We start from the raw sequence: 15,008 nt of genomic DNA on the forward strand, positions 1-15,008 counted from the left end.
CACGTCGCGGCTTCGCGGCTTGGGCGCTTTCAGTTGCTTGACCCTTATTCGTCTGCGCCGATATTAACCGCCGCTCCCTGAACTCTGGCCTGGCCGTCGATATCGTAATTCCCGATGATCGCCGTATCCGTCGATCCGGCATCAATCGCCGGGGATGTCGCTTGAAGGTGGAAATTATTGGCCGACGCATTGACAAATAAAGGATCGGCGAACAAAGAGTGCGCATCGTTGCCGGTTCCTGTTTTGTAAGCGGAAAAACCGGTGTACGCTTTGTTTTTCCACGTCCAGGTCGCATTCGAGCTGCCCCCCGGGGCAAAGTACAAATTGTAGTCGACGACATTGCCCGAGTTTTTCGTGTACTCGTTATAGATCAAGACATCGGACGAGCTGGCTACCATAATATTGTTTTTAATAACGTTGTTTTTCGTGTCGTACTGCACGTACAGTTGGCCGCTGCCGTCGCCGAGCGTATCGTTTTTGTACAGCGTGTTGTTGACGATTTTGCAATTTTCGGTCGAGCCGCGCTTGGTGTCGTAACCGCCCATGGCGATGCCCGTCAAACGGTTGTTGTACACCATGTTGCTGCGGATCGTAATGTTGCTCGTCGACTTGCCGGCGTGTTCGGAAGCGATTTCGATGCCGATGTCGTTATTGTAGCTGTAGTTCTGCTCGATCACGCTGTCTTTGCCGCCGTCGACGTAGATGCCGTCAGCCGCGTTGCTGTTGTTCGGCAGCGTTTTGCCGTAGGACGGATTATTGTTGGACGTAATGTTGTAAACCTTGTTGCCCTTGACCAAGCCGTTGCGGGCCTGATCGTAGGCAGTATTGGGAGATTTGCCCTCAAAGCCGATTATATCAATGCCGATGTTGTCATTGTCGTGAATAACGTTGTTGGTGACGGCGAACGTATCGACATTGCCGTTCAATACAAGCGTCTCGCTGGAGCCGAGCACGTTATTGTACAGCTCATTGCCGTCGATGGTGATGTCATGAATCGAATCGGGCGCCTTCGTGCCGTACACGGCGATGCCGTGCGCATCTCTGCCGCTCAAGGCGCTGCCTGTCGGAGTCGCCGTATTTTTGATATCATGCACTTTGTTGTTCAGCAAGCTGATGAAGCTCCCGGAACCGTGCACGTAAATGCCGACCGGCATGACGCCGTTCGTCGTCGTCGTATAATTGCGGATTTCGAAACCTTTGATCGTTATGTAGTTGGCGTCTGTAAGATCGACGATTCCTTCCGCACCGCTGACGGAAAGTCCCGTTCCGTCAATAATCGGAACCTCGGAAGCATAATTGGTGAACGTGATCGGCCCTTGCGCAGCGGAACCGGAGCGCGTTATTTTCAGCTTCTGGTTGTAGACGCCTCCCCGCACATAGATCGTGCTCCCCGGATCGGCTGCGTCCGCCGCATGCTGCAGCGTTTTCCACGGCGCGCTGCTGGTGCCGGCATTCGAATCGCTGCCTGTCGCGGATACGTAATACTCCGGCCCGGAGGCGGAAGCCGACGACGGACGAACCTCTCCGATTATAAGGCTTAATGCGGCGATACTCATGCCTATAATTGCACTTTTCCCAATTTTCAACACGAACCATCATCTCCCTGATCAAGTATTTGGCCTTGCGCTTTCAAATCAAGCGAATTTCTTGAGGCTGCAGTACCCGAAACCTTCTCGCATCACCCCCTTTCCGAAGCGGAACCGTCATTCCAGGAGTCTGTCACAGGCAAAATGAAAGATGCTGTACCGTTTGTGCAATCCGGATGGGCGCTCAGTCAGCCGCCTGCAAACGGGCTACGCCTTCCGCCGTCGGCAGACTGCCCGTGCCGCCGGACCCCTGAGTCGATAAAGCGCCGCAAGCGTTCGCGTATTGAAGCAGTTGCCCGGCTCTATAGCCTTGCAGATAGCCATAGATCAGACCTGCGTTAAAGCAATCCCCCGCTCCGGTCGTATCGACAGGCATTACGCGGTATGGTCTCGCTGTTAACGGCGCTTTTCCAGGCTCGCGCAGCGTCGCCCCTCTGGAGCCCTGTTTGACGGCAACGAGCCCGGCGTCAGGCGGCAGCTTCGCGAACAAGCCGTCGATCGAATCGGTTTCGAAAATATGGAAAACTTCCTCTTCGCTCGGTATAAACAAATCGGTATGCGCGAGCAGTGCGCAAATCCCTTCGCGGTCCCACGCATTGCGCACATCCCATCCCGTGTCGAACGAGGTGCTGACGTCCTGGCTGCGCGCGTTCCCGAAAAGCGCCTTCCAATGCGGCCTCATCCCGTCCTGCAAATAGTACGAGCCGAAGTGAAGGTGGTCCGCTTCCTGCAGCAGCTGCTCCGGAAAGTGCTCCGGCGCGAGCAGCGGGATGCAGCCCGGGTACGTCAGCAGCCCGCGGTCCGACGGCGTCGAGAACGACAGCGTCACGCCGGTCTTCACGCCGGACAGCGGCTTGATATGCTCGGTGTCTACGCCCATGCGGCGCAGCTCAGCCGTGCAAAACGCTCCGAAGTCATCGTCGCCGACTACGCTGACGAACCGGACATCCAGGCCAAGACTCGCCAGCGCGCACGCCGTAATGGCCGAGGAAGAGCCCAAGACGACGTGGAAGCCGTCGATTATTTTTTCGCGGTTCCATTCCGGCACGACGTCGCTGCCGGACAGGATGATGTCTACGTTCAGCTCGCCGGCGACAATAACGGTACGGGGCCGGGCCCCTTGGCCGGCACGCATCATCGGAGAGCCGGGATGTAATCCCGCTCCGCTTCGTACAATTGCTCGAACATGTCGCTGATTTCGGCCAGCGAGCAGACGGCCGCAGAGAGCGGATCGACCATGAGCGCATGGCGGGCCATTTCCTTGTCGTTGTTCAACACGGCGCCCACGGCCAGCTCGAAGAAGGCCATATTGCTGCGGCACAGCGCCGCCAGATGCTCCGGCAGCTCGCCGAAGCGGCAAGGGTTGACGCCGTTGCGGTCAACCATGCAGGCGACTTCGACGACGCCGTTTTGCGGCAAATTATGAATAAGTCCTTGATTCGGCACGTTGCCGTAGATCACCTTCGTCTCGTTTTTGAGCATCGCTTCGATAATGACCGCAGCGTATTCGTTGCTGGATTGCAGCTCAAGTGGCGCCGTACCCTCCAACTGCTGCAAGATTTTCTCGTCGTTTTCCTTGCGCCAAATCGGCCAATTGTCGGCATAGTAGCCGGTAGCGCCATTGTAGCCGGAATTGCAGTGCAGATCAATCAGCTCCTGCCGCTTGCGGTAGTACGGAATGTACTCCGAGAAATGGCCGCTCGATTCGGAGACGAAAGCGCCCAAATATTTCATCGCGTCGAAGCGCACGGGATCTTTGTGCAGCAGGTCCGGATTTTGGATTTTTTCCCGCAGCACCGGATACAGATCTTGCCCTTGATGCGTCAGCTCCACGAACCAGGACATGTGATTGATCCCCCCGGCTCTCCACTGAAGCTCGTCGTACGGAACGCCGGCGTATTTCGCCAACTGGCGGGACGTGTTCTGAATCGAGTGGCACAGCCCGACGACCGGAATGTCCGTAATGCGGGAGGTCAGCAAAGTTACCGCCGACATCGGATTCGTGTAGTTGAGAATGATGCTGTCCGGACATAAGTCCTCGATGTCTTTGACGATGTCCATCCAGCTGGGGAGCGTGCGCAGCGTTTTGAACAAACCGCCGGGGCCCAAGGTGTCCCCGATGCATTGGTTGACGCCGAATTTCAGCGGAATTTCGTATTCGTATCTGACGGTTTGCAGCCCGCCAACTTCAATCTGATTGATCACGAACTGCGAGCCCGAGAGTACGTCCCTGCGCTCGACAGATGCGATAACGTCCCACTTTTTGCCCGTCATCTCTACGATTTTGAGCACCAGCCGTCTGGCGATATCCAACCGGCCCGCATCAATATCTACAAGGGCAATCGTGCCGCCGTCCACTCCTGCAATATTCAAAATGTCCATTGCAATCTCCTGCGTGAATGCGCTGCCTGCGCCAATGATCGTAATTTTCGTCATATGCTTCTCCTTGTATGCATTTATTTCATGCCCGTCATCGTCAAGCCTTTGATGAACTGCTTTTGGAAAATAAGGAACACGATAATAACCGGAATCGTAATGAGCACGGCCGCCGACATGACGACGTTGTAGTTGACGACATGCGTACCGTTGAAATAGACCAGTGCGAGCGGAACCGTCATTTTGTTCATATCGTTGAGCACAATGAGCGGCCACAAATAATTGTTCCACGAATTCATGAAGGTGAAAATGCCCAGCGCCGACAGCATCGGCAATATGAGCGGAGCAACGATGCGAACCATCAGCTTCAGCTCGCCCGTACCGTCGATCCTGGCCGCATCCAGCAAGTCCTCGGGAATATCCTCAATGAACTGTTTGGCCAAAAATACGCCGTAGGAGCTGACCAGATTCGGTAAAATGACTGCCATCAAGTGGTTGATAAGTCCGAGCTTCGCCGTAATCAAATAAGTCGGAATCATCACAACCTGAAACGGAATCATCATCGTCGCCAAAATGAGCAGAAACATAAGGCGCTTGCCCTTGAATTGGTGCTTGGCGAAAACGTATCCGGCAAGCGCGCTGGTGAACAGCGTCGCCGCCGTGATGATGACGGAAGTCAGGGCGCTGTTGAACAGCCATTTGCCGAAAGGAGCGTCCCGCAGCACGGTGCGGTAGCCGTCCAGGCTCGGATGCTTCGGCCAAAAGCCGCTTGAGCCCGAAATGATGTCCATGTTGCTCTTGAGCGAAGAGAGCGCCATCCAAAGATAGGGCGTAAGCATGACGGCGGCAGCCGCTATGAGGACGACGATGACGAACGTATCGATCCAGACACTTTTGCGATGCATAAGCTCCAGCCTCCTGTCAATATTCCCATTGCGTGCGGCCCCATCTCAGCTGCAGCAAAGTGACCAATAAGATGACGACGAGGAACACGGCGGCCATCGCCGACGCATAACCCATATTCGAGTTGGAAAACGCCTGGTCGTAAATGTGCAGCGCAAGCACTCTCGTCTCGTTGAACGGCTCGCCTTTGGTCATGATCTGGAACTGCGGGAACGCCTGGAAGTACGAGATCACGGTCGTGATCGTCACGAACAGCGTCGTTCTTCTTAGAAGCGGCAGCGTGACGTGTCTAAACAGTTCCCACCTGTTCGCGCCGTCCAGAATGGCGGCCTCGTAATACATATCCGGTATCGAATCCAGCCCTGCCATGAACAGCACGATATTGTAGCCGATATCGGCCCACAGCGTCATCATGATGACGGAGAGCAGGGCATAACGCGGGTCGCTCAGCCATTGAACCGGCGCAACATGCAGCTGGCCAAGCAGCATATTGAACAGGCCGTTCTGGTAATTGAACATCGTGCTCCACACGATGGCGGTTCCGGCCAGCGGTGCGATCGTCGGCAAAAAGAACAGCGTGCGGAACAAATCTTTCAGCCAGCGCACCCGCACCCGTTGAATCGCCATGGCAATGAGCAGTGTAACGACGATGTTGACGGCGACGGTAATGATGACGAATTTGAACGTTATCCAGAGCGATTTGAGAAAAACCGCGTCCCCCAGCATACGGACATAATTATCCGCGCCGGTGAAGATCGCATGATCGCTGAGCGGATTATATTTGAACAATGACAAAATCAAGCTCCAGGCAATCGGAAGAAAGGCGAATATCCCGAACAGGAGCAGCACAGGCGCAAGTGAAATGAATACAAAACGTTTCCCGCTGCGGTATCGGACAGGCGCTGCTTCCGCTGTCTGCATGCGCCTATTCTCGCTAGTTATCGTACGGTTGCTCATGTCCTAACACTCCGATCACTTATGTTGATCCTGGCTATCGTTAATCGCTTTCTCGATTTTTTTAAGCCCGTCTTCTACGCTCTCCTGCCCCGTCGCCATCAGTTGGAAATGGTCGTTGACTTGTTTGAAGAAAAAATCGCGGTCGGCTACCGGTCCGATCCACTGACCGTACGGCAGAACGCCGATCGGCGTTTTCATATACGGATTTTGCTTCAAAAATTCCGGGTCTTCAGCCACTTCCTTTTTGGCCGGAACCGTAAACGTGGCGAGATTCCATGTGCGCAGGTTGTCTTTGGAAGCCATGAACTGAACAAAGTCGAGCGCTTCCTTCTGCGCTTTGCTCTTTTGCGCCACAATCGTTCCCCAGCCGGATTCCGCTGCGAAGTACGGTTTTTCCGAAGTGAAGGAAGGCATGGGCACGTATTCAAAATCTTTCGCCTTGTAATTGTTCAGGCCGGCGGCGATCGTCCACGGACCGCGGTAAGTCATCGCGGAATTGCCGCGAAAAAAATAATCGGACGTATCCAGCTCGCCGCCAAACGTTGTCAGGTCTGCGACCTTGTCGTCGGCGACCAGCGTTTTAAGCGCCGTCATCGCTTTAACCGCTTCTGGGGTCTGGAAGTTTACGTGGCCGTTGTCGCCCCAAATTTTGCCCTTTTGCTGCAAAATGAATGAAAGGAACGTGAACGTAATATTGTCGCCGGAAACGAAATCGAAGCCTTTCACCTTAATTCCGCCGCCATCGCGGACCGTCAGTTTTTTCGCCGCATCGACAAGCTCCGGCCATGTCGCCGGCGGGCCGGCAATGCCTTTGTCCTTCAGCATTTGCGGATGAATCAGCATGCCCCCGTTCTCGATGTTGTACTCCATCGGCAAGCCATACAATTTATTGTCCCATGTGTATCCGCCGAGCGGAGCTTCATAGTACTCCTTGCGCAGTGCGTCGCCGTTCGGCAGCTCGGCAAGCAGGCCGTTCTTGGAATACTCCGGCACCCACGTACCGAAAACTTCGGCAATATCCGGCGGATTTTTGGCTGAGAAGGAAGCTTTCAATTTCTGGTTATAAACGTCGTAGGGGAAAGTTTGATAGTCGATCTCTACGCCCGGATGCACGGTTTGGTAGGCTTCGATCATCTTTTTGTAGGCGTTTATAAAAGCGTCTTCCTGGTGGCTCCAAAAAACGAGCTTCACTTTCCCTTGCGCTGCGGACGATCCGGCCGCCGTCGGTTGAGAATTTGCATCACTGGAACAGCCAACTATTGCAAAAATTACGCAAACAGATGCAAAAACAGCAAAAAACTTCGAGAATCGCATAAAAATAACCCCTTCCGAACGTATGTATAAGTTCATTTTTATTGCCGATATGAAAAATATACCGCAAAAAATAGGTGCAGTCAATGCATTTTTCTCGTTATTTTGCCGCAAATTTTACAATCATTTTGCAATATTTTCACCCAAATTCAAGTTGACCTTGCGCTGCTTTTTACTTAACATAAAGAGTGAGATTTTGCGGCAAAAAAATAAGAATGTTGAAAAAGGCAGGTTATCGTCATGACCACTTTAAGAGATATCGCTGTTCGCGTCGGCGTCTCCATCTCCACCGTATCCCGCGTGCTGGCTAATGAAGCCAACCGCACCGTGAACAGCGAGACGAAGCAAAAAATTTGGGATACCGCGCGCGATCTCGGTTATCATATCAAGACCCCTGGCCTGGTAACGGCAGCGGCGGCCAAAAGCATCGGATGCATTGTGTCGACGATGCAAAACCGTCATTACCATCCTTATTTCTCCGTCATTTTCGACGGAATTGAGAAGGAATTGTCCAGAAACGGCTATAAAATCGCTTTCACGTATACGCAGGAAGATTTGAAAAAAGCGGAAATTTTGCGCCAAGTTACGCTTGAGGATCAGATCGAAGGGATAATCGTAGTCGAAGGCATCGATCCCAAAATATACAACTCCTTGAAAAAGCACACCAAACATATCGTCGGCATCGACGTGTCCGACCCGGACATTCCGACCATTTCCTACGACCGTGTAGAAGCGGCGCGCATTGCCGTCAAACACCTGGTCGACCAGGGCCACCGCGACATTTTGTTCATCGGCGGCACCGGCTTGTCCGGCGAATTCGACCGGGAAAAAAGGTACCGCGGCTACAAGCAGGCGCTGGAGCAAGCCGGTCTGCCCGTATCGCCGCACCATGTGATCAACGCCGAATGGGAGCCGGATCATGCCTACAGGCTGATGCTGAAATACTTGGACGAGCACCGCGGGCAGCTGCCGACAGCCGTGTTCGCCGCCAGCGACATCATGGCGATGGCCGCCATGCGTGCCATTGCGGAGAAAGGCTTCCGCATGCCGCAAGACTTCGCGATCGTCGGCTTCGACGACAACGAGCCTTCGCGCTACACGGTACCGCCGTTGTCGACGATCCACATCCCGACATTCGAAATCGGCATCGTCGCCGCAAAAACGATTTTGCAATGCATCCACTCGCCCTACCCGCTGCCGATCAAAATCGTGCTGCCGTTCGAGCCGATCTTCCGGCAATCGAGCGATTGGCCGGTCACACGGCCGCAATGAACGCCCACGGCGGCGGGGCGCAGCGCGACGGCGAGGGCGGGTGCTGCGCGCTCCCGCCTCTGCTGCGATGCGGCGTGTACGCACACTGGAGCCGGCGCGGCGCTGTGACGCCAGGACGAGACGCGGCGCGATGGCGCGGGCGGGTGCTGCTCGCTCCCGCCTCCGCTGCGATGCGGCGTGTACACACGCTGGAGCCGGCGCATTGCCAGTAAACCCGCACGCCAAATGACAGCACATTCCCGTGCAGCGCGTAAAAAGCCTGCAAATGCGCAGCTTTTTGCGCTTTAATGCGCTGCCTTTGGGAAAAGCCTGCAAATGTGCAGGTTTTTCATCGAACACATCGGCTCTTGCTCATTTTCCTCGAAAATTCCTGCACAATCGCAGGCTTTTCCCAAAAATGAGCCACTTTCACGGAAAAAGCCTGCACTTTCGCAGGTTTTTGCCGACTGCTGATGCCAAGTCGCTTAAAGAACCGTGCACCGGCTTTAGGCGGAATTAGCACGAAATTGCGATCAACCGCTCAAATCGGCGTAGCATCTGTTGGCTTGGCATCCAGTTGCTTGTCCGAGACTATTGAATCAATTTGCGGCGGACGTAAGAGCTGCAAGGTTTTCGCCACGCAGCTCCCACCTCCGCTTCGATGCGGCGAGCCCGCATGCTGGAACCGGTGCGGCGCGGTGAACGCCCGGGCGAGACGCGGCGCGATGGCGCGGGCGGATGCCGCACGCTCCCGCCTCTGCGGCGATGCGGTTAGCCTGCACGCTGGAGCGGTGCATTACAGTGACGCCCGGGCACGCCACGGCGCGCTGGTGGATTCCGCACGCAGCGCGTAAAAAGCCTGCAAAAGTGCAGCTTTTTGCGCTTTAAAGCGCCGGCTTCAAGAACTTCCTGCAAATGTGCAGGTTTTTCATCGAACACGTCGGCGCAGACTCATTTTCCTCGAAAATTCCTGTACAATCGCAGGCTTTTCCCAAAAATGAGCTACTTTCGCGGAAAAAGCCTGCACTTTCGCAGGTTTTTGCCGACTGCTGATGCCAAGTCGCTTAAAGAACCGTGCACCAACTATAATAGGCGGCAGGAGCACGAAACCAGCCGTTCAAATCGGCGCAGCATCTGTTGGCTTGGCATCCGATTACTTGTCCGAGCCGCTTGCGATTTGCGGCGGCATAAGCGCCGCAGAGTTTTCGCCGCGTCGCGCTAGCGCTAGCGCTGGCGCTGGCGGATGCCGCACGCTCCCGGCTCCGCAGCTCTGGCGGCGAGGCCGCCCACTGGAGCCGGCGCGCCGCGTGCCCCGCCCGCAAAAAAAGCGCCTCCGGAACCGCGGAGGCGCTTTTCGCATGTCCGCAGGCGCTGCGGCCAGGCCAGAGCCCTACAAAGGCAGCGCGGCATCGTCCGCTGCGAGATGCACGGCGACTTGCCGCTCCCGGCAAGCCTGCTCGAACCAGCTCTCCGGCTGCTTGTTCGTAATCACTCCCGTCGCCCGGCTCAGCGGGATAATCGTGAACAGCGCCGCTTTTTGCAGCTTGCTGTGGTCAAAAACTGCATACACTTGCCCGGAACGCTCGATCAGCAGCTGCGCGATGCGCGCTTCCAGCTCCGAATGCATCGTAAACCCGTGCTCCAGCGAAACGCCGTCGACGCCGAGAAACATTTTGGTGACGTTGATTTTGTCGATCACACTTTCGGCCAGAGGACCGATCAGCTCGTAGCTTTTGGCGCGCATGACGCCGCCAATGACGACGACCTGCACGCCTTCGGCATCCGCCAGCTCCGCCGCGATATTGACCGCATTGGTCACAATCGTAATGTTGCGATGCTGTTTCAGCGCTCTGGCGATAAAAAACGTCGTCGTCCCCCCCGTCAGGCAGACGACATCGCCCTCTTCGACAAGCTCGGCCGCCACCTTGGCGATGCGCTCCTTGCTTTGGCGCTGAAAGAAACGCTTGTCGGCAAAAGGAAGCTCCGACGAGGTCTGCATCAGCGCTCCCTCATAAATCGCGCCGCCGATGGTGCGAATGATTTGGCCCGATTTTTCCAGCATATCGAGATCGCGCCTGGCCGTAGCTTCCGAGCAGCCGATGGCCTCGACGATTTCCTGTACCGTGATTTTGCCGTGCAGTTTGATCAGCTCCAGCGCCCTCATTCTCCGCAGCTCGCTCTTTGAATGTTCCATAACTCTCTCCTTTTGAGGAATCCGCATCCGTCTTCCGTGGTATTCCTAATTTTGGAGGATAAAAGACTAGATTGCAAGCGGGTGCGGAGGAATGGTTATCTTCTGAAAAGAGGACGTCGCCGACGACTCGCGCGCCCTGAGGCACATCGCTGCGCTGACGATACCCGCTTCGAGCGGCGCCTCGGATTTCGCCCGCCCGGCGATCACATCGACAAAATTCGCAGCAAGCGCGGTATCGCCGCCGCTATGATTCAAATTCCCCGTGCTCAGATCGTACGTCTCCACCCGCGCCGTGTGATGCATGAAAACTTTGACCGCGTTCGTATAAAAATCGAACTCCAGCGTGCCCTTGTAGCCGAGCAGCCTGGCACCTCGGGCAGCGGCAGCGCCGCGGGCGAAAAAATTTTGCGAATACGCGGCATGCATGCCCGTTTCGTAGCGGATCAGGGCAGAACCGGAGTCTTCATTGCCGGTATCGACTGCGAAACAGCACTGCTCGCCCTCGGGCTCCCGCCCTTCCCTGCGCTTCCGCACAGCGCTCTCCGGGCATGTCGCATGATCCGCGCAGTCGGGGCAAATCAGTCCGGCCGGCTTGTCGCCTTTAAAAATTTGCTTCGAGGTCATCGCGCAAATTTCCGTCGGAGCAATGTCCAGAATCGCATTCAAATAATCGAAATCATGCGTCGCTTTTTGGAGAAACAATCCGCCCGTTTCTTCTTCGTCCCGGTACCAATTTTGGTAATAAACGCTGCCGTAGGGCACATTGTTGACCAGCTGCGCGTGTTCGATTCGCCCGATTTTGCCGGACTGGACGATTTCCTTCGCAAGTTTGACGAGCGGCGAGAGCCGCAGCGGAAAGCTGACGACGACCGTACTGCCGCGCTTGCCGCCGGCCGCATGCAGCAGAGCCAGATGATGATCGCTGATAGCGACCGGCTTTTCCAGAAATATAGGGAGATTCGTCGGCAGCACCTGCAATGCCATGGGCGTATGCAGCGAGCAGCGCGTCCCGATCATAACGCCGTCCAGCGAATCCGACTCAGCAAGCATTTGTTCCACGGCGTCGAACAAAGCAGGAACAGGCCGCCCCGTCCCTTCGAACTGCCCACGAACCCGCTCCGACTGCGGGTCGCAAACGCTCGCAATTTGCGTATCGGGAGCAATTTGCATAATCTCGTCGATCATAGAGCGTATTCTTGTCCCATATCCGACAACACCAAGTTTCATAACCATTCCCCCTCTCCCGGCAAAAAGGAGCACCCTCGCCGCGCGGTGTGGCGGCGCATGACGGCGATCCTTTACAGGGCCGTGACCCGTACCTGCTCCATATACGATTGAAATAGCGCGTAGTCGATGTGACCCGCTTTTTCCGACATCGCATTGGCTGCAGCGGCCGCTGCGGCAATGCGCAGCTTTTCCTCGGCGGACGCGCCGCGCTCCTCGGCAAAAGCCATCCCGGCCACGAACGAATCGCCGCAGCCGACCGTATTGACCGCCGCCGGGATGACCGGCGGGATAACCCGATAGCCGCGGCCGTCGATGACAGCTATCGCACCGCGACCGCCCATCGTCACGCACACTTGGGCGATGCCTTCGTCCGCAAGCTTGGCGGCGGCCTCCGCCCCGTCGGTCTCGCCGATGGCGCTGGCGTCAACCCCGAGCCATTGCGCCAGCTCCTGCTCGTTGGGCTTTACAAAATGCGGCCGCGCTCGCAGGCCGCTGCCAAGCGCCGCGCCGCTGGTGTCCAGGAAAGCGCGCGCGCCCGCAGCCCGAATGATGCCGATGAGGTCGGCATACAGATCGGCGGGCGCGCCCGGCGGCAAGCTGCCGGACAGCACGACGACGCCCGATTGCAAGGCGAGCCTGCGAATCGTTTGCTTCATCTCCCCGATGTGCGCTTCGCTTACGGCGGGGCCTTGCTCCAGCAGTTCCGTCGATGTGCCGCTGGACTCGTCGATGATGTTCAGGCATACGCGCGATTCGCCCGGCACGCGGACGAACGCTGTCGCGATGCCGCGCTCCTCAAGCCGCTCCGCGATGAAAGAGCCGCTGCTTCCCGCGATGAAGCCGGATGCCGTCACGTCGCCGCCCAGGAGCCGGGCTACTTTGGCGACGTTGTTGCCCTTGCCGCCGGGCTCGGCGATTTGCCGGGCGACGCGCTGCACGACCCCCAAGCCGAATTGCGTGACATAATATGTCTTGTCAATGGCCGCGTTCAGCGTGACCGTCGTAATCATCGCAGATCGCCGGCTTTGCCGATGCAGCCGCACAGATGCATTTTTTCAATCGCCAGACGTTTGACCGCTTCTTTGGCCGGAACCATATATTTGCGCGGGTCGTTCTCGTCCGGATGCGTGGCAAATACGTCTTTGATCGCATTCGAGAAAGCGATGCGCAGTTCGGTCGCCACGTTCATTTTCGCCATGCCGAGCGACACCGCCCGCTTCACCTGCTCGGCCGGAATGCCCGAACCGCCGTGCAGCACGAGCGGAGCTGCGACGCGCGACGCGATTTGCTCGATCCGTGCAAAATCGATGTTCGGCTCGCCCTTGTAAATGCCGTGCGCGGTTCCGATAGCCGGAGCCAGCGTGTCGACGCCGGTCCGCTCGATAAACAGGCTGCACTCCTCCGGATCGGCCAGCAGCGCGTCGCGCTCGTCGACGACGATATCGTCCTCGACGCCGCCGACTTTGCCCAGCTCGGCCTCGACGTTCACGCCCGCTGCCGACGCCACTTCCATCACGCTGCGCGTGCGGCTCACGTTTTCTTCGAACGGGTGCATCGAAGCATCGATCATGACCGATGTATAGCCCGCGCGGATGCACTGAACGATGAGTGTAAAATCGGTGCAATGATCGAGGTGCAGCGCAATCGGCACTCCCGTGCGGTTCGCGGCGACCGTCGCGGCCGCAGCAATGTAGTCCGGGCCCAGATGTTTAACCGTGCCGACCGTAGACTGAATAATTAGCGGGGAATGCGTCTCCGCCGCCGCCTCAACGACGGCTTGCAGCATTTCCAGCGTGTGGACGTTGAAAGCACCGACGGCGTATTTGTTCTTTCTGGCGGTTTGCAGTATTTCTGTGGATGAAATAAGCGGCATATAAGTTCCTCCCTAATGGTTTGTAATCATCGTTGACTTCGGCCAACCGCCGCGGTGCAGCGCCCGGAGCGCGCTGCCGACAAGGCCCGCATCGTCGTTCAATTCGGCGGTTTTGACGGCATACTGGCCGCGGTAGTCATGAAGCAATGCGCCGTCCAGTTCGCGCTTCATCGGCTCTATGAGCAGGCCGGCCGCCAAAGCACCCCCGCCGCCGATCACGATCGCATCCGGTGACAAAAGCGGCACGACCGACGAAAGGGCGCGGCCGAGCGTTTTTCCGGTATGCGCGAGAACGTCCAGCGAAAGGGCGTCTCCTTCGGCGCCGGCGCGCGAAACGTCGACAGCCCGAATCGCGGCAAGGTCCGGGAACCGGGCCAACAGGATGCTCTGCTCCCCTTTGGCCAGCCGTTCTCTGGCTTGACGGGCGATGCCCGTTGCCGATACGATCGTCTCCAGACAGCCGATCCTGCCGCAATTGCACATCGCATGTCCGCCCTCCGCTTTGACATGCCCGATCTCTCCGGCCATAAAGCGGTGGCCGCTATACGGCTCGCCGCACTGCACGAGCGCGGCGGCCAACCCCGTGCCGATCGTAATGCCGTACACGTAACGATAGCCGCGCCCTGCGCCGGCAACCGCTTCGCCATAAGCGTACATGCGCACGTCATTGTCGATAAAAACAGGCCTTCTTAACAAGCGCTGCATCTCCGCGGCAACGGAAACCTGCTCCCAGCGCAAATTGACCGCTCTGCGGCTCACTCCCGCTTCCGGGTCGACCAAGCCAGGGATGCCCAGCCCGGCGGCAACCAACTCGTCTGCGGCAATTTCGGCTTCCTCTCGCATGTCTTCAATTTGTCCGGCAATTGTTTCCAGAATGGAAGCCGGGCCTTTCTCGGGAGCTGTCGCAAATTTGCGTTTGATCAGTATCCGGCCCCTCTCGTCCAGCAAGCCGCAGACGATATTCGTACCGCCAACGTCAACCCCTGCCGCATACTTCACAAGCATCTTCCTCCTAAAAAGCTTCGTTTGGAGCAAATCCGCATCAGGCGGCTCCCGCCGAACAGTACGGAGTCCCGTCTTCGTAAGCTGCGGTCTCCGGCAAAAGTCAGGCAATCTTGTATCGCTTTGTTCACTACTAATGAAACCGGCAGCCAGCGGCGCACGGTGTTCCGATGCATGGCGGCGGTCGGTCGACCACATGGCCGAGCACGCACCCGCCATCCGGACATCCGGCCGCGCATATGCTGTTTCATTTGATTTTTTATTTCATCTTTGTGATTATGATAATCCCATTAAATGATTTTTTCAATCTTTTTTTGATCAAAATTAA

The 15,008-nt window shown here is 56.8% G+C and carries 12 protein-coding genes; 1 reads left to right on the forward strand and 11 read right to left on the reverse strand.

Annotation, left to right across the window (positions count from 1 at the left end; all coding sequences use genetic code 11):
* Positions 1-44: 44 nt before the first annotated feature.
* The 6 genes from AC3G2T_RS03280 to AC3G2T_RS03305 all read right to left on the reverse strand — a co-directional run bounded on the left by AC3G2T_RS03280 (position 45) and on the right by AC3G2T_RS03305 (position 7,013).
* Positions 45-1,589 (reverse strand): right-handed parallel beta-helix repeat-containing protein, encoded by a 1,545-nt coding sequence (locus AC3G2T_RS03280; RefSeq protein ID WP_488434525.1) that lies wholly within the window; start codon positions 1,587-1,589, stop codon positions 45-47.
* A 181-nt stretch (positions 1,590-1,770) separates the two neighbouring features.
* The gene (locus AC3G2T_RS03285) at positions 1,771-2,724 is read right to left on the reverse strand and encodes a carbohydrate kinase family protein (protein WP_488434526.1); all 954 of its coding nucleotides are present in this window, start codon (positions 2,722-2,724) and stop codon (positions 1,771-1,773) included.
* Entirely contained in the window at positions 2,721-4,022 is a 1,302-nt protein-coding gene (gene melA, locus AC3G2T_RS03290) for an alpha-galactosidase (protein WP_488434527.1), read from the reverse strand. The genes AC3G2T_RS03285 and melA overlap by 4 nt, the downstream gene beginning before the upstream one ends.
* A gap of 20 nt (positions 4,023-4,042) precedes the next feature.
* Entirely contained in the window at positions 4,043-4,867 is an 825-nt protein-coding gene (locus AC3G2T_RS03295) for a carbohydrate ABC transporter permease (protein WP_474680300.1), read from the reverse strand.
* A gap of 16 nt (positions 4,868-4,883) precedes the next feature.
* Positions 4,884-5,822, reverse strand: a complete 939-nt coding sequence (locus tag AC3G2T_RS03300; RefSeq protein WP_488434528.1) for a carbohydrate ABC transporter permease — start codon at positions 5,820-5,822, stop codon at positions 4,884-4,886.
* Positions 5,823-5,837: 15 nt separating this feature from the next.
* On the reverse strand, positions 5,838-7,013 hold the full coding sequence (locus AC3G2T_RS03305; RefSeq protein ID WP_488434529.1) for an ABC transporter substrate-binding protein: 1,176 nt from the start codon (positions 7,011-7,013) through the stop codon (positions 5,838-5,840).
* Positions 7,014-7,373: 360 nt separating this feature from the next.
* Here AC3G2T_RS03305 and AC3G2T_RS03310 point away from each other — a divergent pair, with 360 nt between their 5' ends.
* Positions 7,374-8,405 carry a LacI family DNA-binding transcriptional regulator gene (locus tag AC3G2T_RS03310; RefSeq protein WP_474680303.1) on the forward strand — a complete coding sequence of 344 codons (1,032 nt, stop codon included), beginning with the start codon at positions 7,374-7,376 and terminating at the stop codon, positions 8,403-8,405.
* A gap of 1,369 nt (positions 8,406-9,774) precedes the next feature.
* Here the strand turns inward: AC3G2T_RS03310 and AC3G2T_RS03315 are convergent.
* The 5 genes from AC3G2T_RS03315 to AC3G2T_RS03335 form a co-directional block, all read right to left on the reverse strand.
* The gene (locus AC3G2T_RS03315; RefSeq protein ID WP_488434530.1) at positions 9,775-10,578 is read right to left on the reverse strand and encodes a DeoR/GlpR family DNA-binding transcription regulator; all 804 of its coding nucleotides are present in this window, start codon (positions 10,576-10,578) and stop codon (positions 9,775-9,777) included.
* Between the two features lie 66 nt (positions 10,579-10,644).
* Positions 10,645-11,805, reverse strand: coding sequence for a Gfo/Idh/MocA family protein (locus tag AC3G2T_RS03320; protein ID WP_488434531.1), 1,161 nt, complete (start codon positions 11,803-11,805; stop codon positions 10,645-10,647).
* 71 nt (positions 11,806-11,876) lie between these two features.
* The gene (locus tag AC3G2T_RS03325) at positions 11,877-12,815 is read right to left on the reverse strand and encodes a 1-phosphofructokinase family hexose kinase (RefSeq protein ID WP_488434532.1); all 939 of its coding nucleotides are present in this window, start codon (positions 12,813-12,815) and stop codon (positions 11,877-11,879) included.
* Positions 12,812-13,678 carry a class II fructose-1,6-bisphosphate aldolase gene (gene fba, locus AC3G2T_RS03330; protein WP_488434533.1) on the reverse strand — a complete coding sequence of 289 codons (867 nt, stop codon included), beginning with the start codon at positions 13,676-13,678 and terminating at the stop codon, positions 12,812-12,814. Before fba ends, AC3G2T_RS03325 begins: the two co-directional genes overlap by 4 nt.
* A 12-nt stretch (positions 13,679-13,690) precedes the next feature.
* Entirely contained in the window at positions 13,691-14,677 is a 987-nt protein-coding gene (locus AC3G2T_RS03335; protein WP_488434534.1) for an ROK family protein, read from the reverse strand.
* Between the last annotated feature and the right edge of the window lie 331 nt (positions 14,678-15,008).

This window comes from Paenibacillus sp. sgz302191 (genome assembly GCF_057749925.1).

Bases quoted from the DNA above. Each gene is read 5' to 3' on its own strand.
- AC3G2T_RS03285 (WP_488434526.1), bottom strand. From the start codon at position 2,724: ATGATGCGTGCCGGCCAAGGGGCCCGGCCCCGTACCGTTATTGTCGCC.
- melA (WP_488434527.1), bottom strand. From the start codon at position 4,022: ATGACGAAAATTACGATCATTGGCGCAGGCAGCGCATTCACGCAGGAG.
- AC3G2T_RS03295 (WP_474680300.1), bottom strand. From the start codon at position 4,867: ATGCATCGCAAAAGTGTCTGGATCGATACGTTCGTCATCGTCGTCCTC.
- AC3G2T_RS03300 (WP_488434528.1), bottom strand. From the start codon at position 5,822: ATGAGCAACCGTACGATAACTAGCGAGAATAGGCGCATGCAGACAGCG.
- AC3G2T_RS03310 (WP_474680303.1), top strand. From the start codon at position 7,374: ATGACCACTTTAAGAGATATCGCTGTTCGCGTCGGCGTCTCCATCTCC.
- AC3G2T_RS03315 (WP_488434530.1), bottom strand. From the start codon at position 10,578: ATGGAACATTCAAAGAGCGAGCTGCGGAGAATGAGGGCGCTGGAGCTG.
- AC3G2T_RS03320 (WP_488434531.1), bottom strand. From the start codon at position 11,805: ATGAAACTTGGTGTTGTCGGATATGGGACAAGAATACGCTCTATGATC.
- AC3G2T_RS03325 (WP_488434532.1), bottom strand. From the start codon at position 12,815: ATGATTACGACGGTCACGCTGAACGCGGCCATTGACAAGACATATTAT.
- fba (WP_488434533.1), bottom strand. From the start codon at position 13,678: ATGCCGCTTATTTCATCCACAGAAATACTGCAAACCGCCAGAAAGAAC.